General features: G+C 38.3%; 30 protein-coding genes. 15 read left to right on the top strand and 15 right to left on the bottom strand.

The window, feature by feature from the left end; genetic code table 11:
• The 4 genes from EXE10_RS14345 to orn all read right to left on the bottom strand — a co-directional run.
• The coding region (locus tag EXE10_RS14345) for a phage late control D family protein (protein WP_213073854.1) at nucleotides 1-792 on the bottom strand (792 nt) is incomplete at its 3' end.
• Nucleotides 793-957: 165 nt separating this feature from the next.
• Nucleotides 958-1,761 carry an enoyl-ACP reductase FabI gene (locus EXE10_RS14340; RefSeq protein ID WP_087553810.1) on the bottom strand — a complete coding sequence of 268 codons (804 nt, stop codon included), beginning with the start codon at nucleotides 1,759-1,761 and terminating at the stop codon, nucleotides 958-960.
• Between the two features lie 152 nt (nucleotides 1,762-1,913).
• Nucleotides 1,914-2,648 (bottom strand): Bax inhibitor-1/YccA family membrane protein, encoded by a 735-nt coding sequence (locus EXE10_RS14335; RefSeq protein WP_087553811.1) that lies wholly within the window; start codon nucleotides 2,646-2,648, stop codon nucleotides 1,914-1,916.
• Nucleotides 2,649-2,859: 211 nt separating this feature from the next.
• On the bottom strand, nucleotides 2,860-3,417 hold the full coding sequence (gene orn / locus EXE10_RS14330) for an oligoribonuclease (protein WP_068973632.1): 558 nt from the start codon (nucleotides 3,415-3,417) through the stop codon (nucleotides 2,860-2,862).
• 122 nt (nucleotides 3,418-3,539) lie between these two features.
• Here orn and rsgA point away from each other — a divergent pair, with 122 nt between their 5' ends.
• From rsgA to secB, 4 genes are all read left to right on the top strand, one after another.
• Complete coding sequence (gene rsgA / locus EXE10_RS14325) at nucleotides 3,540-4,598, top strand: ribosome small subunit-dependent GTPase A (protein WP_130113819.1); 1,059 nt, start codon at nucleotides 3,540-3,542, stop codon at nucleotides 4,596-4,598.
• Nucleotides 4,599-4,689: 91 nt separating this feature from the next.
• Nucleotides 4,690-5,100: a rhodanese-like domain-containing protein gene (locus EXE10_RS14320; RefSeq protein WP_068973630.1), complete on the top strand. Its 411-nt coding sequence runs from the start codon at nucleotides 4,690-4,692 to the stop codon at nucleotides 5,098-5,100.
• Between the two features lie 16 nt (nucleotides 5,101-5,116).
• On the top strand, nucleotides 5,117-5,374 hold the full coding sequence (grxC, locus tag EXE10_RS14315) for a glutaredoxin 3 (protein ID WP_068973629.1): 258 nt from the start codon (nucleotides 5,117-5,119) through the stop codon (nucleotides 5,372-5,374).
• A gap of 44 nt (nucleotides 5,375-5,418) precedes the next feature.
• Nucleotides 5,419-5,877, top strand: a complete 459-nt coding sequence (secB, locus tag EXE10_RS14310) for a protein-export chaperone SecB (protein WP_068973628.1) — start codon at nucleotides 5,419-5,421, stop codon at nucleotides 5,875-5,877.
• A 22-nt stretch (nucleotides 5,878-5,899) separates the two neighbouring features.
• Here the strand turns inward: secB and EXE10_RS14305 are convergent, their stop codons facing one another.
• The 4 genes from EXE10_RS14305 to coaBC all read right to left on the bottom strand — a co-directional run bounded on the left by EXE10_RS14305 (nucleotide 5,900) and on the right by coaBC (nucleotide 9,337).
• On the bottom strand, nucleotides 5,900-6,517 hold the full coding sequence (locus EXE10_RS14305) for an alpha-ketoglutarate-dependent dioxygenase AlkB family protein (RefSeq protein ID WP_213073855.1): 618 nt from the start codon (nucleotides 6,515-6,517) through the stop codon (nucleotides 5,900-5,902).
• Between the two features lie 43 nt (nucleotides 6,518-6,560).
• On the bottom strand, nucleotides 6,561-7,400 hold the full coding sequence (locus tag EXE10_RS14300) for a bifunctional transcriptional activator/DNA repair enzyme AdaA (RefSeq protein WP_130113821.1): 840 nt from the start codon (nucleotides 7,398-7,400) through the stop codon (nucleotides 6,561-6,563).
• 164 nt (nucleotides 7,401-7,564) lie between these two features.
• The gene (locus EXE10_RS14295; protein WP_130113817.1) at nucleotides 7,565-7,939 is read right to left on the bottom strand and encodes a cytochrome b562; all 375 of its coding nucleotides are present in this window, start codon (nucleotides 7,937-7,939) and stop codon (nucleotides 7,565-7,567) included.
• 132 nt (nucleotides 7,940-8,071) lie between these two features.
• Nucleotides 8,072-9,337 (bottom strand): bifunctional phosphopantothenoylcysteine decarboxylase/phosphopantothenate--cysteine ligase CoaBC, encoded by a 1,266-nt coding sequence (gene coaBC, locus EXE10_RS14290; RefSeq protein WP_068973626.1) that lies wholly within the window; start codon nucleotides 9,335-9,337, stop codon nucleotides 8,072-8,074.
• A gap of 114 nt (nucleotides 9,338-9,451) precedes the next feature.
• Between coaBC and radC the strand changes: the two genes are divergently transcribed.
• The 3 genes from radC to EXE10_RS14275 are packed head-to-tail and all read left to right on the top strand — an operon-like array spanning nucleotide 9,452 to nucleotide 11,473.
• The gene (gene radC, locus EXE10_RS14285) at nucleotides 9,452-10,198 is read left to right on the top strand and encodes a RadC family protein (protein WP_087553819.1); all 747 of its coding nucleotides are present in this window, start codon (nucleotides 9,452-9,454) and stop codon (nucleotides 10,196-10,198) included.
• A gap of 39 nt (nucleotides 10,199-10,237) precedes the next feature.
• Nucleotides 10,238-11,149 carry a bestrophin family protein gene (locus EXE10_RS14280; protein WP_068973624.1) on the top strand — a complete coding sequence of 304 codons (912 nt, stop codon included), beginning with the start codon at nucleotides 10,238-10,240 and terminating at the stop codon, nucleotides 11,147-11,149.
• A 36-nt stretch (nucleotides 11,150-11,185) separates the two neighbouring features.
• Nucleotides 11,186-11,473: an antibiotic biosynthesis monooxygenase family protein gene (locus EXE10_RS14275; RefSeq protein WP_068973623.1), complete on the top strand. Its 288-nt coding sequence runs from the start codon at nucleotides 11,186-11,188 to the stop codon at nucleotides 11,471-11,473.
• 43 nt (nucleotides 11,474-11,516) lie between these two features.
• Here EXE10_RS14275 and EXE10_RS14270 read toward each other — a convergent pair whose 3' ends face one another.
• Nucleotides 11,517-12,398: an energy transducer TonB gene (locus EXE10_RS14270; protein WP_130113816.1), complete on the bottom strand. Its 882-nt coding sequence runs from the start codon at nucleotides 12,396-12,398 to the stop codon at nucleotides 11,517-11,519.
• A 229-nt stretch (nucleotides 12,399-12,627) separates the two neighbouring features.
• Here EXE10_RS14270 and EXE10_RS14265 point away from each other — a divergent pair, with 229 nt between their 5' ends.
• The 6 genes from EXE10_RS14265 to EXE10_RS14240 all read left to right on the top strand — a co-directional run bounded on the left by EXE10_RS14265 (nucleotide 12,628) and on the right by EXE10_RS14240 (nucleotide 17,877).
• Nucleotides 12,628-13,317, top strand: coding sequence for a hypothetical protein (locus EXE10_RS14265; RefSeq protein WP_087553822.1), 690 nt, complete (start codon nucleotides 12,628-12,630; stop codon nucleotides 13,315-13,317).
• Nucleotides 13,318-13,781: 464 nt separating this feature from the next.
• The gene (locus EXE10_RS14260) at nucleotides 13,782-14,489 is read left to right on the top strand and encodes a DUF3108 domain-containing protein (protein WP_130113815.1); all 708 of its coding nucleotides are present in this window, start codon (nucleotides 13,782-13,784) and stop codon (nucleotides 14,487-14,489) included.
• A gap of 103 nt (nucleotides 14,490-14,592) precedes the next feature.
• Nucleotides 14,593-15,168 carry a xanthine phosphoribosyltransferase gene (locus EXE10_RS14255; RefSeq protein ID WP_068973620.1) on the top strand — a complete coding sequence of 192 codons (576 nt, stop codon included), beginning with the start codon at nucleotides 14,593-14,595 and terminating at the stop codon, nucleotides 15,166-15,168.
• Between the two features lie 149 nt (nucleotides 15,169-15,317).
• Nucleotides 15,318-16,178, top strand: a complete 861-nt coding sequence (locus EXE10_RS14250) for an acyl-CoA thioesterase (protein WP_130113814.1) — start codon at nucleotides 15,318-15,320, stop codon at nucleotides 16,176-16,178.
• Nucleotides 16,179-16,419: 241 nt separating this feature from the next.
• On the top strand, nucleotides 16,420-16,782 hold the full coding sequence (locus tag EXE10_RS14245) for a hypothetical protein (protein WP_130113813.1): 363 nt from the start codon (nucleotides 16,420-16,422) through the stop codon (nucleotides 16,780-16,782).
• 156 nt (nucleotides 16,783-16,938) lie between these two features.
• Entirely contained in the window at nucleotides 16,939-17,877 is a 939-nt protein-coding gene (locus EXE10_RS14240) for an NTF2 fold immunity protein (RefSeq protein WP_130113812.1), read from the top strand.
• A gap of 42 nt (nucleotides 17,878-17,919) precedes the next feature.
• Here EXE10_RS14240 and wrbA read toward each other — a convergent pair whose 3' ends face one another.
• Nucleotides 17,920-18,513 (bottom strand): NAD(P)H:quinone oxidoreductase, encoded by a 594-nt coding sequence (gene wrbA, locus EXE10_RS14235; protein WP_087553826.1) that lies wholly within the window; start codon nucleotides 18,511-18,513, stop codon nucleotides 17,920-17,922.
• A gap of 128 nt (nucleotides 18,514-18,641) precedes the next feature.
• On the opposite strand from wrbA, the gene EXE10_RS14230 reads away from it, so the two are divergent.
• The gene (locus EXE10_RS14230) at nucleotides 18,642-19,886 is read left to right on the top strand and encodes a YihY family inner membrane protein (protein WP_130113811.1); all 1,245 of its coding nucleotides are present in this window, start codon (nucleotides 18,642-18,644) and stop codon (nucleotides 19,884-19,886) included.
• A 96-nt stretch (nucleotides 19,887-19,982) separates the two neighbouring features.
• Here EXE10_RS14230 and EXE10_RS14225 read toward each other — a convergent pair whose 3' ends face one another.
• Nucleotides 19,983-20,906 (bottom strand): DMT family transporter, encoded by a 924-nt coding sequence (locus EXE10_RS14225; protein WP_165383025.1) that lies wholly within the window; start codon nucleotides 20,904-20,906, stop codon nucleotides 19,983-19,985.
• Between the two features lie 103 nt (nucleotides 20,907-21,009).
• On the opposite strand from EXE10_RS14225, the gene EXE10_RS14220 reads away from it, so the two are divergent.
• Nucleotides 21,010-21,816 carry an AraC family transcriptional regulator gene (locus tag EXE10_RS14220; RefSeq protein ID WP_130113810.1) on the top strand — a complete coding sequence of 269 codons (807 nt, stop codon included), beginning with the start codon at nucleotides 21,010-21,012 and terminating at the stop codon, nucleotides 21,814-21,816.
• Between the two features lies 1 nt (nucleotide 21,817).
• Here EXE10_RS14220 and EXE10_RS14215 read toward each other — a convergent pair whose 3' ends face one another.
• The 4 genes from EXE10_RS14215 to EXE10_RS14200 form a co-directional block, all read right to left on the bottom strand.
• The gene (locus EXE10_RS14215) at nucleotides 21,818-22,501 is read right to left on the bottom strand and encodes a hypothetical protein (protein ID WP_130113809.1); all 684 of its coding nucleotides are present in this window, start codon (nucleotides 22,499-22,501) and stop codon (nucleotides 21,818-21,820) included.
• Nucleotides 22,502-22,562: 61 nt separating this feature from the next.
• Entirely contained in the window at nucleotides 22,563-23,180 is a 618-nt protein-coding gene (locus EXE10_RS14210) for a TetR/AcrR family transcriptional regulator (protein ID WP_165383024.1), read from the bottom strand.
• Nucleotides 23,181-23,365: 185 nt separating this feature from the next.
• Entirely contained in the window at nucleotides 23,366-24,727 is a 1,362-nt protein-coding gene (locus EXE10_RS14205) for an NAD(P)-binding domain-containing protein (protein ID WP_130113807.1), read from the bottom strand.
• 422 nt (nucleotides 24,728-25,149) lie between these two features.
• Nucleotides 25,150-25,788 carry a fumarylacetoacetate hydrolase family protein gene (locus tag EXE10_RS14200; protein ID WP_130113806.1) on the bottom strand — a complete coding sequence of 213 codons (639 nt, stop codon included), beginning with the start codon at nucleotides 25,786-25,788 and terminating at the stop codon, nucleotides 25,150-25,152.
• Between the last annotated feature and the right edge of the window lie 29 nt (nucleotides 25,789-25,817).

Raw genomic sequence — 25,817 nt, 5'->3', positions numbered from 1 at the left:
TGCTTGCCAGCGTTGTACGTGGACGGCTGTGGGTTGTAGGCTGCGTTGTCCGATAAAACTGGTGATGCTGTCTTGTTTTTCTGTGGCACTACTTCGGTGGTAGCGGATGTTTCTTCGATCTAGGGCTTTGTATTGGCTGTTGTCATCAATGAGGCGAAGTTTTTGTGCTTGGATTTGTGTTGCTGAGTTAGGGACTTGCAGTTGTACTTCATCAATCAGCCAGTTGATGCCTTCACTGCGCATTAAGCGAGTCAGAAAGTCGTAATCACTTTCGTTACTTTGCATGATGAATGGACGAATGTCGTAGTCTTTTTGCAATCCGCTTTTATCAAGGCTTAGGCTTGATGCGAATAAAGGGCTTTTGTCTTGCCATTCTTTAAAGATGGTTTCGATGACTTCGACTGCCGATTTGTTCATAAACACACGGCTATTACGGCGTTTGTGCCATAGTGAGGTGGCATCTTGAAGTTTGAGTTTGTAAATCGTTAGTGAACCATCACTTTGTCCTTGAGCTGCTTCGGTGATGATCCCTGTAGTACGGAACAGTTGTCCTGCATCGGTGACTTGGTCGATGGCAACTTGTGTACCAATGAATTGTTTCAGAGGAATGGTTGCAGATGTTGATAGGCAAATCAGTTCAGCAGACACGCCTTGATTCAACGCATGTTGTCCGTCGATGCGTTGTAAGTAGACTTGTTGGTTTAAGTCTGTATTTGTAAATTGGATATGGATGGCACGTTTTTGGGCAGTGAGTCCAAGTTGTTCTAATGCCTTAAATATATTGGCGAACATAATGATATTCTTATAATTAATTTAATCTTAAAAATTACTATTATTTAATCAAATTTAACGACAAAAAACTACAAATGATACAATTTAACTAATAAATAAAAAACCAGCACCAAGGTGCTGATTTTAAAATAAATTCAATGCTTTATTTTTAAATTGAGTAAAAAATTATTCGGCATCCATCATTGATGCACTCATACCGACGGTATTAAAGCCTGCATCAACATAAAGGATTTCACCTGTAATCCCATTCGCCCAAGGTGAGCAAAGGAACAATGCAGCATTACCTACATCTTCAATCGTCACATTACGTTTTAATGGTGCAATTTTTTCATTGGCATCTAACATTTTACGGAAAGATTTAATGCCTGAAGCTGCCAAAGTACGGATTGGACCTGCTGAGATTGCATTAACACGAATACCTTCGGCACCAAGGCTAGACGCCAAATAACGCACACCCGCTTCCAAAGATGCTTTTGCCATACCCATAACGTTGTAGTTCGGCATTACAGACTCAGAACCTTGATAAGTTAGGGTCAATAAGCAACCTTGGCGAGCCAATAACAAAGGTTTTGCAGCACGTGCCATCGCAACAAAGCTATAAGCACTAATATCATGCGCAACTTTAAAACCTTCACGATCTGTTACATCTGTAAAGTCACCGTCAAGGGTATTTGCAGGTGCAAAGCCGATCGAGTGAACCACACCATCTAAACCATCCCAATGTTTTGCAAGTTCAGCAAAAGCATTGTCAATGTCTGCATCGACAGCAACATCACAAGGAAAAACTAAAGTTGAACCGAATTGTTCAGCAAACTCATCTACACGTTTTTTAAGTTTGTCATTTGGATATGTAAATGCAAGCTCTGCGCCCTCACGGTGAAGTGCTTGAGCGATACCAAATGCAATTGATAATTTACTCGCAATACCTGCAATTAAAAAACGCTTACCTGCCAATAGTCCTTGTGCCATGAAATTCTCACTTGATCAATTTTGTAAGCATAATGCCAAGAGTTGACACAGAACTAAATTGCATAATGCATCTTTTTTTAAAAGATTACCAAAAACATAAAAAAACGCGCTATATCAAGCGCGTTTTATTTTGGTCAATAACAATATAAAAATTAGTCATCACCAGAAATTAAACTGAATAAACGTAGGAATGAATAATACATCCAGACCAATGTTGCGAGTAATGCGATACCACATAACCATTCGTATGATTTAGGGGCGCGTTGTGCTGCTGCCGATTCGATTAAATCAAAGTCTAAGATCAAGTTTAATGAAGCAATCACAGCAACAAAAGCAGCAAAACCAATGCCTAACCAAGAGCTTTCAAATAGACCTGGAATGCTGCTTCCAAATGCTAAACGCATGATGATCTGCACAACAAATACCAAAGCAATCGCAATTGAAGCAGAGATCACGATCGATTTAAATTTTTCAGTTGCACGAATGATTTGGAACTTATATAAAGCAAATAAAACCAGTGTCGTCACAAATGTTGCCAATAAAGCTTGTAAAGGTACGCCTGGAAATTTCATCTGAAAAATAACAGAAACACCACCTAAAAATGCACCCTCAAAAAATGCATAAGGAATCGCTAAAACACGAGCTGTATTCGGTTTAAATGTGGTAATCAAGCCTAGAATCAGACCACCCACTGCACCGACAATAGCAGATGCAACAGCAATTCCTGCATTTAAGGTGAGCATACAATAAAAGAAAATACCTAAACCAAGTACTGCTGCAATCACAGTCAATAAAACTGACTTCTGAATTGCACCTTGAATCGTCATTGGTTGTTCATAATCCGCATAGGTTTCCGCACGGCTTAAAATCGGGTTATTACTTTGCATAAGCGATCTCTTTGTAATAATTCAAATATATAAAAGGATATTAAAACGTTTTATATGCAAACAAATGTACTGCTTGCTATTTTTTGTAACGAGTTGTCGTAAATGATACGCACTCAGTATAACTGAAAATTCCAGAATACAAAGTGAATAAAAAAGAGGCAATAAATGCCTCTAATTTAACTTTACGACTTAAACGAACATTACGGTAGATTTAGTCTTGATTCGCAATGAAAAAATATTGACGATAATATTTCAATTCTGCAATCGAATCACGAATGTCATCCATTGCCAAATGTGATGCGTTCTTTTTCAAACCACCCATAATTTCAGGTCTCCAGCGTTTCGCCAACTCTTTAACAGAAGACACATCTAAATTACGATAATGGAAGAATTGTTCAAGCTCTGGCATTAAGCGATGCATAAAACGACGGTCTTGGCAGATCGAATTCCCACACATTGGTGAAGACTTCGCATTTACCCATTTCTTTAAGAATTCTAAAGTCTGTTGTTCCGCATCTTGAGCTGTCAATTTGCTACGACGAACACGTTCAATCAAACCCGACTGACCATGTTGTTTGGTATTCCACTCATCCATTGCGTTCAGAATAATATCTGATTGATGCACAGCCAGCACAGGCCCTTCCGCCAAGATGTTGAGATTATCATCGGTCACAATTGTTGCGATTTCAATGATCTTATCATTATCGGTATCCAACCCTGTCATCTCAAGGTCGATCCAAATCAAGCGGGTATCTGGAGTGCTGCTCATATCATGCAATCTTATTGGGCTAATAAAACAAGAATAGTAGCAAATTTCTTGCAACTTCGCTGTAATTCATTCGCCCATCATGGTATTTTTGCGTTCTAATTTTCAAGGTTTTTAGGATATGAATGGCTTTAATTCGTAAACGTCGTTTAACTGAACAGCAGCAACGTCGCATTCAGAAACAACATCAAACACGTCAAGAAGACCTCGATACCTCCAATGACCTTGAAGGTCTAGTTGTTCAACATTATGGACGACAACTCGAAGTACAAGCCCTTTCTACGCCTAGCCCACATCCGCAAAAGCCGATTGTCAATGACGGCGAACCTGAACCGTTTTGGAAACCCATCGAGCTCAATAGCGTTTGGCGCTGTCATACCCGTACCAATTTAGAACTTTTGGTCACAGGTGATCGCGTCAAATGGCAAGCTGATCCCAATACGGGTTTAGGCATTATCACTGCGATTCAGCCAAGAAATTCATTGCTGACACGCCCAGATCGTTATCATAAAGTTAAGCCTGTGGCTGCCAATATCAGTTTAATTGTCATTGTATTTGCACCACTTCCAGAACCTGCACCGACATTGATCGACCGCTATTTAGTGGCATGTGCAGATGCAGATATTCCTGTTTTATTGGTCTTAAACAAATCAGACTTGCTCAAAGAAAATGATCCAATTCTAGATATGCTCAAAGAATATCAAGACTTAGACTATGAAGTGTTAATCACTCAATCTGAGGGTGATATTAGCGAGCTTGAAAAGCGACTAGACAATGAAACAGTTGCATTTGTTGGGCAGTCTGGTGTTGGTAAAAGTACCCTGATTAATATCATTGTTCCTGACGCAGCACAAAAGACCAATATTATTTCTGAAAACTCTGCACTGGGACAACATACCACCACCTCAACCCGTTTAATTCGTTTTGGTGAAAATGGTGCATTGATTGATTCTCCAGGAATCCGAGAGTTTGGTCTGTGGCATTTAGATTTAGAAAAAATCGATGCAGGATTCCCAGAAATTTCAAACTTAATTGGACATTGCCAATATCGCAACTGCACCCATACCCATGAAAAGCAATGTGCAATTAAAAAAGCCGTGCAAGAAGGTGAAATATTGGGCAGACGACATGAAAGTTATTTACGATTAATTGAAGAAATAACTGAGGCACAACAAAAAAATTAAATTTCTTTGTTGCTGACCTTGAAGCGGTGATTTTGATCACCATATATATACGCTATACTCGACGCAATTTTTGATTGTAATTAGGTGACTTGTGGAACGTTGGTTTGAGTTTATGGGGAATCACCCCTTCTTATTTGGTATTTTAGGGGCACTGATTATTTTGTTCTTTATTTTTGAAGGGCAACGTAGTGGTCGTAAAATTTCACCACAATCACTCGGTATTTTAGTAAAAGCTAAAAATGCGATGTTGATTGATTTGCGTGATGCTAAAGATTTCCGTGAAGGACATGTCAGTGGTAGCCGTAATATTCCATATAGTCAAATTGCAACGCATATTGAAGAGTTAAAAGCTGCGGATCGTCCGTTGGTGTTCATCTGTAACTTGGGTCAAGTTGCAGGAAGTGCCTTACAACAAGTCGGTCATGCAGATAGCTATCGTTTAGATGGTGGTATTAGTAACTGGAAAGCCCAAGGCTTACCATTGGTTAAAGCTAAAAAATAAGCTATAGGAGCTCAACATGACTGCTGAAGTAAAAGTTTATTCAACAACTTTCTGCCCTTACTGTGTACGTGCAAAGTCTTTACTTGAGCGTAAAGGTGTAACTTTTTCTGAAATCAATCTGGATCAGGAAGCACCAGAAGTTAAGCTTGAGCTCATGCAAAAAACCAAGCACCGTACCGTGCCACAAATTTTTATTAATAATGAATTTATCGGTGGTTTTGACCAGCTTTATGCTTTAGAAAAAGCAGGCAAGCTCGATGAATTACTTGCATAATGAATTGTTTTACAAATCACTTCTGAGAATTTAAGGAATAAAGAATGAGTGAAGAACAACAAGCTCAACCACAATTAGCTTTAGAACGTATTTATACAAAAGATATTTCTTTTGAAGTGCCTGGGGCTCAAGTTTTTACCAAAGAATGGCAACCTGAACTCAACATCAATTTGTCTTCTGCTGCTGAAAAAATTGATGAAACACACTTTGAAGTATCTTTAAAAGTTGTGGTTCAAGCGAATAATGCCGGTGATACTGCATTTATCGTCGATGTAACTCAATCTGGTATTTTCTTGATTGATGGTATCGAAGAAGACCGTCTTCCTTATATCTTAGGCGCTTACTGCCCGAACATTTTGTTCCCATTCTTACGTGAAGCGGTGAATGATCTTGTGACTAAAGGCAGCTTCCCTCAATTACTTCTTACTCCAATCAACTTTGATGCCGAGTTCGAAGCGAATATGGAACGTGCTCAAGCCGCTGCTGCTGAAGGTCAAGCTTAATTCTCTTGGATTAAGTTTTGATTCAAAAGACCGCTTTATGCGGTCTTTTTTGCTTTGAAATAATTGTTCTAAACGTCAGATTAATTCGTGATGTCTTCACTTTCTTCGTCGGTGGTAAACCGTGTAACCAAAAGCTTTGGGTACAATCTTTCATGACCAATAAACTGCCATGTTCCAATAAGACTTCAACTTTTTCTTGCGTATTCTTATGCTTAAATAAAAATCTTCGTTCTGCACCAAAACTCAACGAAGCAATTGCCCCATTCTTTTTTAAATCTGTTTCACCATCACTGTGCCATGCCATCCCCTCTTCACCTGAGTGATAAAGGTTCAATAAACATGAATTAAATGTTTCGCCAGTTTGAGATTCAATCAACTGCTTTAATGCCAATAACTCACTCGTCCATGGCAATGCATGTTTTTCCGTTCCAGAATAACGATAAGAAAAATCCTGTTCTCCATACCAAGCCACTTTCCGCTTCGTTACAATCATTTTTCCAAAAATAACTGCACGATCATGTTGCCACTCTATAGTTTGCAATAACTGATTGAAATAATAGTTTGCACTATCATGATCTAAGACTTTGCCAAAATAATGAACTGTTCCATCTTGAGGTAATAAATTTTTATTGATACGCATTTCAGAGTTTTCTAAATCAAAGCCGATTTGTTCTGAAATTATCTTAGACTGGCTCATGACAGTGCCCTGCTTCCCAACCGATCATTGCCGTTTTTCGAGCTTTCCCCCAATGATATTCACCTAGAACACCCGTTGCTTGAATCACTCGATGGCAAGGAATTAAAAAAGCCACAGGATTTGAACCAATGGCTGTGCCCACTGCACGAGAGGCTTTTGGAGCATCTATATGTTTGGCGAGCTCGCCATAAGTAGAAAGTTGTCCCATAGGAATTTTTAACAAACTTTCCCAAACTTTAAGCTGAAAATCCGTGCCTTTCAGATGTAATTTAATTTGTGGTAAATCTACATTCTCCAATGAAAATATGGAGAGCGCATTTTCTTGTAACTCATCTGATTGCCAAATAAATTGAGCTTTTGGAAATTGTTCAACTAATTCATTTAATGCCTCTATATCATCCTGAATAAAAGACATTTTACAAATGCCTTTTGAGGTTGAAGCAATAAAAACTCTGCCAAATCGAGTATCTGTACACTGATAATTAATTTTAAGATTTTCCCCACCATTTTTATATTCAGCAGGCGTCATGCCTTCAATTTGTACAAATAATTCATGTAAGCGGCTGGTACTGGATAATCCTGTTTCAAAGGTTGCATCAAATACACTACGATCTTGTTTTAGAATATTTTTAGCATGCGTCAAACTGATATATTGCAAAAATTTCTTCGGGCTAGTTCCCGCCCATTCCGTGAATAAGCGTTGAAAATGCGCGGGACTTAAATGCAAATGCTCGGCAACCTCATCTAAATTCGGCTGATCTTTAAAATGGTTTTGAATATATTCAATAGCTTTAGTAATACGTTCAAACTGAATCTGTGCTTGCATCATATTTCCCTCATCTTCTTGTTTTAACTTAGCAGTAACATCGAAAAGAAAAAATCCGAATCATGTGCAGTTTGAATATTTTTATGTTTTAGCCTTAAAAAATAAAAACCGCTAGTAATCCAACTAGCGGTTTTTGAATTATCACTGGCAAGAATTGATATCAATTAATGATAAATTTTATGCCCTTGATCACGAATCTCTGCAATTTTCTTGCCTTCCATTTTGGCATGATCTAAATGCCCTGCTTTTACCACAGCCTGTGTTTTGTCAATTTGAGCAATCAATTGATCATATAACTGTGTTGAAGTTGGTGCTTTGGCATCACCCCGACCTTTCAACTTCACTTTTTTTGCATCCGTTGCAGCAGCACGCATATTATCGAGTGCTTTATTGGCTTCTGCAGCATTATTGGTTTGGTTAAACGCTTTATAATTTTTTCCAAGCGTTTTCATATTGTCTTCTAAACTTGCAGCAAAACTCATTGAACTGATTGCAACAGTTGAAACAAGCATCATCGTGGCTAACGTTTTTTTGATCATTTTGATCTTCCTTAAAACTTTGGCTATTTGAATGATTATCCATTTTTAAGATTAAACATAATTTAAAAGTTCAAAAAATACCAATAAAAAATGCAACGAATTCGTTGCATTTTTTATGTCTAAAATTCAGTACTAAACAGGCTCTATTTCATTGTGCAAAGCATCATGAATCGCTTCCACCAATTGCTGTGCAATTTCTTGCTTAGAGGCTTTTTCAAGATCACGTTTTTCCATTTGATATTGCTCTGCAAAGAACACAATCATGGCATTTTCATCAGAAGCAAATCCAATGTCTGCACGGGACACATCATTACACGCAATCATATCCAGTTTTTTCGCAACTAATTTCCCAGCTGCGTATTCTTCTACGTTACGTGTTTCTGCTGCAAACCCCACCATAAATGGGCGCTTTTCTTGCTTGGCAATGGTTGCGACAATATCAGGGTTTTTAATCAAAGAAACATTCAGCTCATCGCCTGCTTTCTTGATTTTATGTTCAGCCACTTCTGCCACACGATAATCAGCCACCGCTGCTGTTGCGATAAATACATCACAACCTTCTTCGAGTTGATGCAAACTTTCATCTAACATTTTAATAGCAGAAGAAACATTAATTCGTTTAACACCATTTGGGGTATCTAGGCTCACTGGACCTGCCAATAAAGTCACTTTTGCCCCTGCGCTATAACATGCAGCGGCAATCGCAAAGCCCATTTTACCAGTACTGTGGTTAGAAATATAACGTACAGGGTCAATTGCTTCTCGTGTAGGTCCAGCGGTAATCACCACACGCTTGCCTGCCAATAAACCAAACTTTTCAGCAATCGCACGCTGCGCTTGATGGAAATAATCTTTGACTTGTTCTGCTAGATCTTCAGGTTCAGGCATACGTCCCAAACCGACATCACCACATGCTTGTGAGCCTGATTCAGGCAAGATCACATGCACACCATCTTCAACCAAAGTATTTAAATTGCGCTGAGTTGGTTTTGCCGCCCACATTTGTTGATTCATTGCTGGTGCAACCCAGACAGGTGCTTTGGTGGCTAAGTATATGGTGCTGAGTAAATCATCTGCCAAACCTGCTGCAAACTTAGCAATCGTGTCACAACTTGCAGGAGCAACCAGAATCAAATCCGCCCATCGTGCTAACTCAATATGCCCCATGCCTGCTTCCGCTTCTGGGTCTAATAATTCAGTATGCACAGGATTGCCAGATAAGGCTTGAAAGGTTAATGGCGTAATAAATGCTTGAGCGCCTTTGGTCATGACCACACGTACATTAAAGCCATAATCCTTTAAACGGCGTACTAGAATGGCACTTTTATAGGCAGCGATACCACCAGTAACAGCGAGAATAATGTTTTTATTAGAAAATACACTGAGATCGAAACTCACGATCAAGTCACCTTTCTGTTGCAGTGGCGCTCACAATAGCATTAAATAGAGCATCTCCCAAGCAGTTCAGAGGAGAAATATGAAAAGTAAAATAATTTTAAAATGTGAACAATAATGAATAATTCCACAACATCCTTGCCTCACCAGTCCATTAAACAATGGCCAGAACAAGAGCGCCCAAGAGAACGCTTACTTTTACAAGGTGCGCACAGTTTATCCGACGCAGAACTACTGGCTATTTTTCTACGCTCAGGCTCTAAGCAACACTCTGCAGTGGAGTTGTCACGTTTATTGATCCAACACTTTGGCAATTTAAATGCGGTCTTTGATTCATCTTTAGAAGATTTAAGACAATTTCATGGCATTGGAGATACCAAATATTCACAACTCATGGCAGTGAAAGAACTCGGTCGACGTTATCTAAAACATCAGTTAGATCAAGGTTTAGATCTCAGCCGTTCTGATTTAATTCGTGATTATTTACGTTATGAATTGCTCGGTGAAGCACAAGAAGTTTTTGCTGTACTTTGCTTAGACAGTCAGTTACGCAAAATCAGTTTCAAGAAATTATTTTTTGGTTCCATCAATTATTGCAATATTTCCATCAACCAATTATTGCGTTATGCCATTCAAAAGCATGCCACCTTTATTGTGATCGCACATAATCACCCCAAAGGTTTTGCCAAACCTTCACGTGAAGATTACGATTTAACTCAACAAATTTTGACTGCATGTCAACTGCTTGAAATAGAATTATTGGATCATATTATTATTGCTTCTGAGCAAAGTTATTCGTTTGCTGAACATGCGCTTATCAAATCGAAGACTTTCCCTGCGAATACTGTTGACAAGTGCCCATGAAGCAGTGAAGATCACTTAAAAAATATAGATACAAATGCAATGATTGTTCGTGAACAAAACGACACCCTAAAACTGTTATTTTCTTGGCGTGGAACGATTTTACCCAAGGTTTTACCCCCGCTCGGCTTTGTGATGCTGATTTCAGCAATTGTCGGAGGTATTGAATATACTGACATTTACCGTTTTCCGGAACTTCCTCTTGTCGGCTTCACCCTGATCGGTGTAGTGCTTTCGATCTTTTTAGGTTTTAAAAATACTGCATGTTATGACCGCTGGTGGGAAGCGCGTAAGCTCTGGGGCATGCTCATCGCCAATGCACGACACTTTGACCGTGACTGTCGTATTTTCCCTCAAGGTCGTCGTGAACGAATCATTCAACATGTGATTGTCTATGCCAATGTGTTACGTGATCGCTTAAGACATCAAACCATGAATCCTGATGCACTTGTACAAACCAGTGGCATGAGCCAACAGGCTTTAACACAGCTGTACCAACAGAATAATGCACCACAATACACGCTCAGTTTGATTCAATGGGAACTGATGCAAGCACTAAAAGAAGGTGAAATTTCCGATATTATTTATACGCAGTTAAATGAGCATGTCAATGAACTCAGCCTTGTTCAAACGGGTTGTGATCGTATTGCAACAACGCCATTACCTTTTGCATATTCAGTATTACTCAATCGTACGGTGTACTTTTTCTGCTTTATGTTGCCATTTAGCTTAGGTTCTTTATTAGGTCTTGCAACTCCACTTTTAGTCGGAATTTTGGCTTATACTTTTTTAGGTTTAGATGCACTGAGTTCAGAAATCGAAGAGCCTTTTGGCACACAAAGCAATGACTTACCGCTTGATTCGATGGTACGTATGATTGAAATTGAATTACTAGGAACGCTCGGAAAACCAACACCGCCACCAATTCAAGCACATGATAATAATTTGTTGTAGTCAAACCATTATCTGAATCAGCAATAAGGAATCATTGTGAAATATGTTGTGATTTTTAAAGCCAAAGTAAAACAGCTAGATCCTGAATATTTTCAAACAGCGCAACGTTTACGTGATAAAGCCTTAAGCCAATTTAATTGTAAACAGTTTGAATCTATCGCTGAAAATGGTTTTGAAATCGCACTGTCTTATTGGGACTCACTTGAAGATATTCAGGCTTGGCATAAAGATGCAGAACACCAAGCAGCACAAGGCATCGGTAAAGAAAAATGGTATGAAAGTTTTAGTGTTGAAATCTGTGAAGTTTTAAGACGTTATCCTTAATAATTGACTCAATTAGATTGATGAATGAATCATTATTCATCAATCAACGTACTTCAAACTCAGCTTCCGCAGGATCAAAGCGCCAAGTTCGAATAATACGTAGCTCTGAAATGTCCTTCATTTTGGAATCAAAGCGCCCAAACGGCGCACCCTTACGGACTGAGTTCTTGGCTGCTTCATCCAAGATTGAATGCCCTGAGCTTTCTACCAGACGGATTGCTCGTATTCCACCTTCATTATTTAAAATCACCATCAAACGAACCTCACCAGAAAGGCGTTGTTGCTTCGCAAGATCAGGATAATAACGGTTGCCATACATTTCGACTTTTTCACGAAACTTATCTAAATAACCAGCTGAAGCATCTTGTTTAGCTTGTATACCATCGAGGGTTTTAATTTTCTGTTGCTTACTAAAATTTTGTTGTTTCTGTAAATATTGCGCCTCTAAGCTTGCCACCATTGCAGCCTTAGCTTGCATTTGGCTTTGCAACTCTTCCATGGCTTTTTTACGATCATTTTGTTCGGCTTGTTTCTGCCAACTTAAAACCGTCATCAATACTTTTTCTTCAAAGTTTAATTCACGCTTTTGTTGCATTTGTTCCAAAGCTTGTAACTGCTGATCCCCAGCACTTTGATCTTCTGCTTGAGCAGGCATATCGCTGGACATACGATGTTCTTTACGGAATGTCCCTGAACCCTGCTGATCAGCTTGAGCGAGAAAGTCCGCATCTTTGACTTTGTCTTCACTTGGTCGAATTGAGATCGCGATTTCTTTGGTCGCAGCATCATTTTGTTGAGGCATGCCAAATTGGATCGATAAAAAAAGCAGATGCGTAATGACTGCAACTGAGACAGCACCGATAAATAACGGATCTTGCCACCAATAGTCTGAATGCTTGGTATCTGCATATAATTTTTTTATCATGACATTTATCCGACAAAATTCCCCAACCGCCAAATTTAAAACGCATTAAAATAAGCTTAATCTGACATTATTCAGCAACTTTGCGACTGAATGAGTGTAAATAACGACGTAATTTTAAAACACTAAAAATGGTGCAATGTTTTTTGTTAAACTGCAATCCTTAGACTTAATTTTTTTAATGATCGACAAGTTTATCACCTTAAAATGTTGATGATTTGGGACAATACTTATGCCGACGCTGCTTTCTAACATTGCTAAACGTATTCGACAAGTATACCAAAAAGCCGAAGGTTTTATAGAAGAAGAACGCGAGTTTCCAGTTTCTCAAGTATTTTTAAATGCAACCTTTCAGCGCTATGTCACAGACAACGTAAAAATTTTAGAAGACTTACACGCTGACCTACATGATGACTGGTTAAGACTCTATGCAACACTGAATGTAAAAGGCATGCATCTGGTACTTTCTGTAGATCTAAAATTGATTCAAATGGAACTCAATAAAGATATGCAACTGATCGTATTTGAACAGATTAGTAATACCCAAGTGATTGAAGCCCAATATCCAAGCTGGTTCTATAAAATTGGGGTTAAATCGGCGCTATTTTTCTATCAGAAAATATTAAAAAAAGATCCACTCGGTATGATCTTAGAGAAATTTGAAGTTGTCACAGTTAAAGATGAATTACTTCATTTAGACCTGAATCGCTGGTTAGGCAAAAACCGTTCTATCATCGATGCATTGAATAAAGTTCATGTTAATCATGCTGAATTACGAGAAGCGGAATTGGTGGTGATTGGCAATGTCAATCTCACTGCACTATTTAGTAAATTCCGTGAAGATCGTTTTGATGATTGGGAAGATGATGATGACTATATAGACAGCGAAGTCACACCAATCAAACAAAAGAATGATGATTAACTGATGTTACGCAGTAACATCAAAATCACAAATTGCATCTCGATAAAAAATAGATACGCGATAACGTCATCCGCAACGTGTTTGAGGCAGGACTACATCTGTAAGTTAACGTTTCTGCAATATATCAATCAAAAGATGGTAGTTGACGAGTTTTGCGGTGAGGAGCAACGCTCCGCAAGGTGGTTTTCTTACGAAGCTTCGCTTCTCATTTTCCCGAAAGAAAAGTAAGTCCAGCGGAAGGCTAATCCCTAAATCAAAACTTTTGATGTAAGACTCCGCTGAGTAAGCTTCAAAACAGTTTAAAACGATACTTTACTTTTGAAGTACGTAATATCAGTAATTAAATTTCAAGGCTAAATACTCAAAACTTATACATAAGTTCACAGTTTTAATTAAAAATTTGATATTTTATACCGAATTAGCCTCCATAATAGACTCAGACTTTTAAATGCATAGGACATTTAATGATGGCAAAAACATTATTCAAAACATTGAGCATGGCAACAGGTCTTTCAACTGCAATGCTTTTAGTGGGATTTTCAAGCAATGCGCTTGCCATGAGTCCATTCCAAGCAAGTTATCAGTTTGCTTACAATGGTAAAAACTTAGGTTCAGCTACACGTACTCTGAGCCAAAGCGGTAATAATTGGAAATATGTCTTTACTGCCAAAGCGATTGGTATGGCATCTGCTAGTGAAACCAGTAACTTTAACTTTAGTAATGGTCAAATCACTTCAAATAGTTTTAGCCGTACCAGTAAAATTTTGGTACATAGCGATACCATGACCATTAACTTTAATCCAAACAGCAAAACCATTAACACCAAGAAAAAAGACACGCCGCGTTCTTTTGCTTGGAAAGCAGGTGCATTGGATGAGTTAAATGCTGAACTTCAAGTTCGTGAAGACTTAAAAGCGGGTGGTTTAAAATCAAGCTATTTGATCGCGGATGCCAAAGGTTTAGATACTCGTCACTTTGTTAAACAAGGCACTGAAACAGTAAAAACACCTGCGGGAACATACAACACCATTAAAGTTGTACTCACCCATGACAATAAAGCTAAAAGCTCAATCTTTTGGTTAGCACCACAATTAGACTATGCACCTGTGAAAATGTCACACGTCGATGGCAATACTTCTTATAACTTAACCTTAACAGGTTACAAAAAATAAGAGATTTTTCACCATTTAGTTAAATTCAGCTTGCATTTTTTTGGGTGCTTTTTAAAATACGCCTTTGCTTTAAAAAGCACCTTGCCCTTAGAGGATTCTCCCTGTGTACGCACTAGAACAGAAAATCTTAGCTGAAGGTATCGTTCTATCTGATCAAGTTCTGAAAGTCGATTCTTTTCTAAACCATCAAATTGACCCTGCGATGATGCAGCTCATTGGTCAAGAATTTGCTCGTCTTTTTAAAGACGCAGGTATTACCAAAATCATCACAATTGAAGCTTCAGGTATTGCACCTGCTGTGATGGCTGGTTTGGAACTTGGTGTACCCGTTATTTTTGCCCGTAAATATCAATCTTTAACACTTAAAGATGATTTATACCGTTCAAAAGTATTCTCTTTTACCAAACAAATTGAAAGTACCATTGCGATTTCTAAAAAGCACATTGTCAAAGGCGACAAAGCTTTAGTGATCGATGACTTCTTGGCAAATGGTCAAGCAGCATTAGGTCTTGCAGATTTGATTCATCAAGCTGAAGCTGATGTTGTCGGTATTGGTATTGTGATTGAAAAATCTTTCCAACCAGGTCGTCAACTTTTACTTGATAAAGGTTACCGTGTTGAATCATTGGCTCGTGTTGAGTCATTGGCAAATGGTACTGTGACTTTTGTGAAAGAATAATCTCGAACAAAGCCTTGTATCTAAAATCGAGCGCGCTATGCGCTCTTTTTTATACTTTTTGAAAATATAAGCATCATTTTGACCATTCATTTAACCTACATTTTCAACTATATTGTTTTTAGAAATAAAATTTAGGTCAATAAAATAGAATGGAATCAATTACTCAGAATCTTATTAACTTACTCAATGTGCAGAAAATGGATGAATACCTTTTTCAAGGGCAATGTACCAATCTATTTGGAACACATTTATTTGGTGGGCAAATTCTTGGGCAGTCTCTAATTGCTGCCTCCAAAACCACAGATCGCCCTGCACATTCACTACATGCCTACTTTATTCGTAGTGGACGAACTGACCTACCTGTGCTTTATAAAGTAGAAAATTTACGTGATGGTAAAAGCTTTGCCACTCGCCAAGTTTACGCACTACAAGATGGTGCAGTAATATTTTCAGCGATGATTTCCTTTGCCAAACCTGAACAAGGCTTGGAGTATCAAACTGCTGCACCAGAATATCCTTTGCCAGAAAGCTTTAAATCAGAACAAGAGCTTAAAATACTCAATCAAAATGATATTCCTGAATTCATGCGTGAAGTTGTCATGCGCCAGTTCGATTTAAGAATGCATCCTGTGAATCCCGTCAATCCATTTCGCCCAGAAAAAGCAGATGCACAATACGCAGAATATGTTCAGACTTTTGATCCATTAACCCATGACTTTGATATTCCCATGTTCCACCAAGCCATTTTGGCATATTACTCAGACTACAATCTGCTCACCACTTCGCTACGACCACATGGCATTAGCTATGTCAATGGTGGTGTTCGCAGTGCAAGTCTAGATCATGCGATTTATTTTCATAGTGAATTTCGTGTAGATGACTGGTTGCTCTATGACATGCATGCGACACGATCAAGTCAATCACGTGGTATTAACTATGGTCAATTTTGGCAAAATGGTAAATTGGTGTGTAGTGTGACCCAAGAAAGTTTAATGCGAGTCCGCCCATAAAATTCATGTTTGTAAGAAAATGACTTGATTCATGTTTCGATTGTATTCACATAAAATATAAAGACTTATCTGGTCTTTCGTTTACAATCAAAAATATGTCATGTATCTGACATGGTTGTTTCAAGAGTTTTGAGTGATTAAATATTCTTAAATCACTATAAAATCAGATACTTTGAATAAAAATATAGATTAATCATGGCTTAATAAAGAAAAATGGACTTTATTGAGTGAGTACAAATCAATGACTGATGAACAAAGTGTAAGTTGCCCAAAGTGTGGCTCTACAGACCTAGAACGACGTGATCACGAACAACTTTTAGGCAAAGCAGGCAGTGTGTTACTGACTTCCGCAGGTGCTGCCGCAGGAACAGTTGGTGGCGCAGCTTCTGGCGCTTCAATCGGTGCGGCAATTGGAACGGTTGCTGGCCCTTTAGGTGTCATCGTTGGCGGAACTGTCGGAACATTTGTTGGGGCAATTAGTGTCGGAATTACAGGTGGTTTCCTTGGTAATCGCTTTGGTAAAAAAGCAGGTGTGATTGTCGATCAAAATATTTTCTTTGATTATCAATGCAAAAACTGCAAACACCGGTTTAATGTAAATTAATACGATTATAGAATTCCTGTAAAAGAACGATGCTCTTTTCAATGATTATTTACATCACAAAAGAGCTTTGTTTATTTAGCATTCCAAATTATAAAATCTATACATAATTAAAATTTTGGAATCTTTGTGTTCCAAATTCAGGGTAAATTATAGAAAATGCACATTAAAATTGAGCAATCTAAGCCATCCACAACAACATTAGAATTCGAGAATCATCAATTTTCAGACGAGGAAATTGAATATATCTTACAATGTAAACGCTTATTGGGGCTATCTTTTAAACAATGTATTCTTTCAGAACATCATTTCGAAAAAATTGCACAACTTCCGAAATTGGTTAATCTAAATTTTGAAAATACCCAAGTTTCTGATGTCGCCCTAACCCACTTGTCTCAAATTCAAAGTTTAAATTACTTATTCATTGTAAATTCAAAATTGACTGGAGACGGTTTCAAATCTTTTACAAATCATAAAAAGTTGGATTGTATTTGGGTCTGCAATACTCAGGTGAATGATCAAACCTTGCAATACTTTCTCAACATCCCAAAACTTTCAACCTTGTTACTACATGATACCCAAGTGAGTTTTGATGGCTTAATGACTTTAGCACAACATCCTAAATTGCGAGTGATTGCTAATATGTTTAGTGCTGCACAAATTGCAGAATTCGAACAAAACCAACGTGATTTACAAAAGAAAAATAAACAATATTTTAGTCATACTCAAATTGAGGACGCCAAAGCTAAACTAATCCATTTCTTTGAAGCAATAAATCAATGGGAAGCATCTGCTGAACAAATCGGTTTCTGCGACGAACTTCAACAAAAATGCCAACAGATTTTTCAGCAATATTGCACAGATAAGCCACGTCATGGCTATCGCCCAGATGGTTTACATTATTCACATGCACCTAATTTCAGCTATACCGATGAAATCATGACTGATATTGACCATGCAAGTAAAAAGAAGCTGTATATTTTTACCCGTGATCGTTTAGAAGGGCAAAATCGCTATACATTGCTTCTCATCGAAGGTGAATGGCGTATTGATGAAAAACATCATTTTTCAGGTGGTTGGAAAAAATATGGGCTTTGATGCTAATTATATATTAGGCTCAATTAGCATCAAATTTAAAACTTAAACACTCAGTTTTCTCACCACCTCACCCAAACGCTTCCCTTGTGTTTCACACAATGACTTTTCATCTGTACTCAAACTTTGATCATGGCGTGGTCCACTGACATGCGTTGCACCATACGGCGTTCCGCCTGATTTAGTATTCGATAGTGCTGGATTGGCATTGGTCAGCCCCATAATCATCATCCCGTGATGGAACAGAGGTGGCAACATGGTTAATAGTGTACTTTCTTGACCACCATGCATCGAACCTGAAGAAGTGAATACACAGGCAGGTTTATTGTGCAAAGCACCATTGAGCCAAAGACTGGTGGTTTGATCCCAAAAATACTTCATTTCCGAAGCCATATTGCCAAAACGGGTTGGCGAACCTAGTGCCAAACCTGCACAATTTTGCAAATCATCCAAAGTACAGTAAATATCACCCTCTTCTGGAATACTTGCAGCAGCCTCAGTCACGACAGTCGCTAAATTGGGCACTGTACGAATTTTGACTGTAACACCTGCGCTTTCAATTCCATTGGCAATCAAATGTGCCATTTCTTTGGTTGAGCCATATTTACTATAATAAAGAACAAGAACATAAGGTTGCATAGTGATAATTTAAATTTGAATTAAAAGAAAACTATACGGTATTTCTCTGTATTTTTGGGTAAGCTATTTGAGTAAATAGCGAAAGATAAATTAAAAAGCAATTGAAGAATAGCTGAGATCAAAGATATATGATTGAATTACTTAAAAAATTACCCTTTTATCAGAAAACTTGGTTTCAGTTTATTCTTTTCGTGATTCGTCGTTTTGAAGCAGATCGCTGTCGTGAACAAGCAGGTTCCTTGACCTATACCACCTTGTTCGCAGTTGTACCGATGTTGACAGTTTTCCTTGTCATCATTTCATCGATTAAAGCCTTAGAGCCTGCACGACAACAGCTTCAACAGATGATTTATAGCAACTTCCTGCCGAAAACCAGTATTGCATTTGATAAAGCCTTTAATGTCTTTACCGATAACTCCAGTAATTTAACAGTCATCGGGGTATTATTTCTATTCGTAACTACTGTGCTCATGCTGACCAGTATTGAAACTGTATTTAACCGTATTTGGCGTGTCCAAGAAACACGGAATGGTATTATCGGCTTTATGCGCTATTGGACAATTATTTCGCTTGGACCTATTTTACTGGGAAGTGCCTTTGTCATTTCGTCTGCAATGGCGTCAATGAGTGTCCTGAGTAATAATTTTGCAGGTTATCAGGTGGATAGCTCCATCTTATTGATGTTGGTTTCCTTTGGCTTAACTGTTTTAGGCTTTTTCATTCTCTATTGGACTATTCCAAATCGCAGCATTCCAATTCAAGCTGCGGCAATTGCAGGATTATTTGGTGCAATCGCTTTTGAATTATTGAAAAATCTTTTTGGTTTTGTCATGGCGAATTTCACCAGTTATACCATTGTGTATGGTGCATTTGCAGCGATCCCAATTTTCCTACTCTGGATTTTCCTCTCATGGAATATCGTGCTTTTGGGCGTTGAGATTAGTTATGCACTGACCGCATTTCATACAGGGAAAATTCAGACTCGCCACCCTGTTTTGATGATGCTGGATATTTTAGAACTGTTTTATAAAAAACAAAAAACAGGTGAAGTAGTCACCGATGTCGAAGCCCTAGATATTTTAGGACGCGGTGAAATTGGACGTTGGCCTGTCTATGTACAATTATTAGAAAAACAGAACCTCATCAAACGTACTGATAATAATGAGTATGTTTTGGTGAGAAATCTTGATGAAATTGATTTTTGGTCATTTTATACCTCATTACCATATACCTTGCCACGGCGTAAGGATGTCGAACATGTCCATGACGATGATGTGTGGATGAAGCATATCGGACCAACATTGATCGAATCTGATGAATATTTGGCAGCGAAGTTATCTATTCCGCTTTCAACCATTTTAGATGATAAATAGCTGATTATTTGTCAATAAATAATACGATTCTCAAGTGCATGCTTCACTTGAGAATCTTGCACTTGAGAATCATCGCACAATACATTGAAAATAAGATCACTCAGAAATGTGCAATACTTTACGCTGAATCCATCCTTGTAAGCTCACCACTAAAATTCCCAACATCACCAAAGCAGTGCCAATCATAAAATTCACTTCAAGCTTTTCATCTAAGAAAATAATACCGAATGCGATCCCGAACAGCGGTGTGAGGAATGAAAATACCCCAAGATGATTAGCTAGATAGTTTCTCAATAACCAAAACCAAATCATCAAACTAGCAAAAGACATAATCAAAGTATGAAATGCCAAACTTGAAAAGGTGAGTAAAGTCCAACGAATTTCAGTTTGCCCTAAAGCAAATGCCATAGGCATGAGTAGAATAAAACCGCCCATCAACTGATAAAACAAAGTTTGTGTCGGATGCGCTTCGGCAAGTTTGGTTAAACGCAATGAAATCGTGGTTAAAGCCCACATGATCCCTGCAAGTAATGCCATCGCATCGCCCAAAAGCACTTTGGAGAATTGCCCTGTTTGAGTGTCTTTTCCCATAAAAGTAACGACAATTCCCACAAAGGCAATAAAGATTCCTGTCCATTGCAAAGCAGAAAGTCGTTCAGAGGCAAATTTCCAATTTAGCCCCAATGCGACAAAAATCGGTGCGGTATAGAGTAAAACTACGGTATGTGATGCAGAAGTAAAACGTAAAGCTTCTGCAACGAGAAAGAATTCGGCTGAGAATAAAAATGCCAACCACATCCCTGCCAGTAAATAATCTTTGGAGAATAAGCCGACACCTTGCGGAAGTCGAATCAATGGATAAACCATCAATGCAGAAAGCCCACATCGAATTGCGATTTGCATGATTGGTGCAATATCTACGGCTGCAAGCTTCAAAACCACTTGTTGCAAGCCCCAAATCATACACAGCATGATCATTAAACCTGATGCTTTGGCATCAAGTGCTTTACGCATATCCACGATATTTATCCTGACTGATACAATAGACTCACTATAATCCTGTCACTTTTATAAGATATACTCCAAGACAGACAAACCATCCTCAAATTCAGGCAAATTTCAGATGCCCCATAAAATCAATAAAAAAGCCCTACAAGCTGAAAATTACACTCAATTATTGACCAATGATGAAATTGAAGCACCACTTTGGATTGATTTTCGAGATGATCCTGCATTGTCGATTTATCCTCTTCATGGGCATGCTTGGGGAGAATTTGTCTATGCCTTTAATGGCGTGATGGAAGTGAATATTGATCAGACCAATTATATTACCCCGCCCCCTTATGGCTTGTGGTTACCCCCGAATTTGCAACATAGTGGTTTAAACCGTACCTCGGTATCCCATGCAACCTTGTATATTCACGAATCATTATGTCAACAACTACCACAACAGGCGGGGATTTTATTAACCGCACCTTTGGTCAGTGCAATTTTATTGCATTTAAAACAACACCCGATTACGGATACAGCTGAACATTTACGGCTCTTACAAGTGCTTCTTGATCAGTTGCACCATGCACAATATGTGGCAAGTTATTTACCACATACCGATCATCCGACGCTCAAGCAAATTTTGAATTATCTACATGACAATCCAGCTGATCAGAGTGCCCTGTCTGAACTGGCTATGCAGATCAATACCACAGAACGCACCCTTGCGCGTTTGGCACAAAAAGAACTGAGCATGTCGTTAAATGAATGGCGACAACGCTTAAAAGTAATGAAAGCCATGAGTATGTTAAGTGAAGGAAAAACCGTTGAAGGCATTGCACTAGATTTGGGTTATGCCAATGCCTCGGCTTTTATTGCCATGTTTAAGCGTTGGATGGAAGTGACGCCTGATCAATTTAGGAGATCACTCGAAATCTGACTCAAGCCGAAAGTTGTAATTTCCGTTTTCCACTACGGCGATATAGCACTGCCAAAATCAACGTTGGAATTACAAATCCAATCGCCACAAAAATACCATGTGTGATTGAAGCATTGGGTTCAGATAGCATTGCGACATGTTTCATTGGTGATGTCCACGGTGACATTTGCACAGCCAACAATCCAATCAAAACCACTTGCCAGAAGATATTCTCGCCCTGCTTTTTATGCTGAATAAATGCATAAGCCAATAGAACAATTGAAAATACAATTTCTAAAACCCATGCACCTATTCCCAATTTGCCCCATAACCCCAAACCTAGATGTTGTTGCGCAAAGGGATACAATGCCATATCAGCATTATGCATCGGTAAGTCTGCGATAAAATGCAGAAAACAAGATAAGGTCGCAATGATGGCGATTTGCTTATTTTTAAAAAATAACGCACCCCAAAAGAGCGACCAAATGATTGCCATCAATAAAGAATGATCCCAATCAATAAAGGTCAAATCAAAATATAAATAAGGTAAAGCATCCAAATTTGGCGTAACTTTTTCGATGCCTGTCGCCACCAAAGTCCCATTAATTAAGTCTAAAAACCCTGCTCCCAAGATGACAGGTAAAACAGGTGTTTGTGGATATTTGGCTTTTAATGCCATGCCTACTGCAAAGTGTCCAAAATACATGTGAATACCTCATGAATGAATAAAACTTACTGAACAAACGTTCAGTTAAAAATTAAAAAATTTAAGAAATCGGTGCCCAAAGCATCAAAGTATGTTCAACAATCGCCTGACGATCTTGTTGCTTTGACAATGAATAACCCACATTCATATTCAATAATTTCCCCAAAGCATATTGGATGCTCATGGCAAGAAACTGTTGTGCAGACAATTCAAAATTCATCTCACGCACTTCACCCAAAGCACAACGCTGTCTTAATAGATTTGCCAACCATTCAATCCGCGAACGAATCACATTTTGAATAATATGCACTTCTTCAAGCCCCATCACATCACTTTCACGCATGATAATTTTCAATAATTCAGGGCTTTGATTAAAAAGTTGCTCGCACATTTCATAAAGCGTTGCTAAAACAATGGCTAAGGGCTGTTGTTCTAAATTGTGATTTTTTTGGTTCAAGGCCATCAACACTTCAGCCAGACCTTGTTGCACCATGACTGCTAAAATTTCACGCTTTCCACCTGAAAAATGATGGTAGAGAATCCCTTCCGACATATCTAGAGACTTCGCCAAGGCACGAATCGACGTATTGGCATAGCCTTTTTCAGCAAATAATTTTCTTGCTTGTACCAATAATTTCTCTTTAGTTTCTTGCGCTTGGTCTTGACGTAAATTTGCCATCAACATTTTCACTGAACAAACGTTTAATGAAATATATCATGTTTCGCATCCCTTTTAAAAGTCCTGTTCTATTCACTTTCTAAAAGTCAATAAAAAAGAGCTGCAAAACTACAGCTCTTTTTGGATTTTAAAATATTGATCAATATTTTATTCAGCGACCCATTTACATGAATTGCCAAATGAAACTATATGGCTTGTTGTTCTCTGTTTTCAGTATCGAGATACGCTTCCAAAGAATCATCCAGTGCATATAACCACGGCGTATGATGTGGCTTCGACATTTTCCCTGTCATCACTGAACGATACGTTTTATCTCTAAAGCCCATAATGTTGTCTTTTTTATGCTTTTTCCATTGCATAAAAATTTCATTTACCGCATCAATGTTAAAACTTGGATAGTCGGTTTGAGTAATCAATTGCTTGATATATTCACCTTGAAACTTCACCATTTGCTCAGACGTTTTTAGCTTGCTTTCTCGTGCAATCCACTTTTGTGAATGGGCTTGCATCTCCGCTTGCTCAGGTAAATCAATTTGACCCAAAATGATGTCACGCACATACCATGCTTGCGCATCAAACATATTGAAAGTGTACCACTGGTCTTGCATACCTAAATAGAACAGTTTTGGATTATTTTCCCAAACCACGCCTTGATATAGCGATTGTGGATATAAGCAATTGTGAGTTTTAAGCTTTAAATCTTCCGCCATATACGGAAAATGATGCAAATAACCTGTACAAAGAATAATGGCATCAATCTTGGCAGAACTACCATCAGCAAAATATGCTTTGCTTTCATCGACTTTTAACAGTTGTTGCTTTTCAGCCCAGTTTTTTGGCCACTTATAACCCATCGGTTGACTGCGATAACAGCTATAAATCTGTTTTGCACCATATTTATAACACTGTGAACCGACATCTTCAGCAGAATAACTACTACCAACGATGAGTATCGTTTTGCCTTTAAATTCAACAGCATCACGGAAATCATGTGCATGTAGAATCCGACCATTAAATTGATCAAAACCCTCATATTCTGGCACTTTCGGTGTTGAGAAATGTCCAGATGCAACAACAACATAGTCGAATTGTTCTGAATACACTTGATCTTGTGCATGGTCACAGACTTGAACCGTGAATTGTTCAGTATGTTGATCATAATCAATCTGTTGAACTGCCGTATTAAAACGGACTTGATCTTTCACACCCGCTTTTTCAACACGTCCTTTAATATAATCCCAAAGCACGGCGCGTGGTGGATAGGATGCTATCGGTTTTTTAAAATGTTCATCAAACGTATAGTCTGCGAACTCCAATGCTTCTTTTGGTCCATTTGACCATAAATAACGATACATACTTCCGTGTACCGCTTCGCCATGTGCATCTACACCTGTACGCCAAGTGTAGTTCCATAGTCCGCCCCAATCGTCTTGTTTTTCGAAACATACAATTTCTGGAACTTGCAGACCTTTGGCCTTTGCTGATTGAAATGCTCTTAGTTGAGCCATGCCACTTGGGCCCGCTCCGACAATTGCAATTCTCGTCATTGCTATCTCCATTAGTTTTGAGTTCTTTGAAAAAAGCTCCTAAAGATCGACGAGTCTGCTAGAAGTAAAACTCCATAAGAATCATCTTTATTTTGAAAAAAAAAGAAAGAATAGAATCTTAATTCTAGGATAAACATCATCGTTCAAATTAGGATGCTGATACAAATGCATATGAGTTCTTAGAGAAAAGCACATTGTTTATGCAACAAAATATCTCTAAATAAGAATAAAACTCATACAAAGAAAATACACCATATCACAAAAATAGATTTAGGTTAGTCAAAATCATCAATTAAATGAATAATAATTTGTTACAAGAGTTTCTAAATATTTCAATTAGTTATTTTTAATAATCATAAAAAAAGCAGATCAAAGACATATTTGATCTGCTTTTCAATATTTTTTCTGGTGGAATAAATGGATTATTTCACAAAGGTTTTCCAAACAAAATCTTGGCTCTGACCATTTAATGTCATGGTTAATTGATCGCCTGAAGCCAAAGCACCTACGCCTGCGGGTGTACCTGTCATCACCACATCACCAGGCTCTAACGCAAACACTTGGCTAATGTCTGCAAGTAAATAACCAATATCAAAAATCAATAAAGAGGTATCACCTTTCTGGCGCACTTGATCATTGATAGCAAATTCAAAGGTGATCGCATCCCATGCTTTCACTTCATCAATACTCACCCAATCAGCCAGTACACATGAACCATCAAAAGCTTTTGCTCGCTCCCAAGGCTGGCCTTTTTTCTTTAAATCATCTTGAAGATCACGTAAGGTCAAATCTAAACCGAGCGTCACAGCACCAATCGCTTCCAACGCTTTCTCAGGATTGGTTTCACCTTTTAGTGGCTGATCAATACGTAAAGTGACTTCACACTCATGGTGCAAACTGCCCCAATTTTCATTCCAAGCAATACCCTCTTGCAAAGAAACTAAACTGCTCGGTGGTTTAATAAATAAGACAGGACGATCTGGTGTAGCATTTCCCAACTCAGCGATATGTGCAGCATAGCTACGACCGACGCAGACAATTTTAGATGGACGTGTACTCATATTCTTCCCTTCCTATTTATCATCAAAAT

This window comes from Acinetobacter sp. WCHAc060033, from assembly GCF_004209125.1.
GTDB classification, from domain to species: Bacteria; Pseudomonadota; Gammaproteobacteria; order Pseudomonadales; family Moraxellaceae; genus Acinetobacter; species Acinetobacter wuhouensis.
Note: the sequence above shows the minus strand (reverse complement) of the source record. Positions and strands in the feature narration are given on the sequence as shown.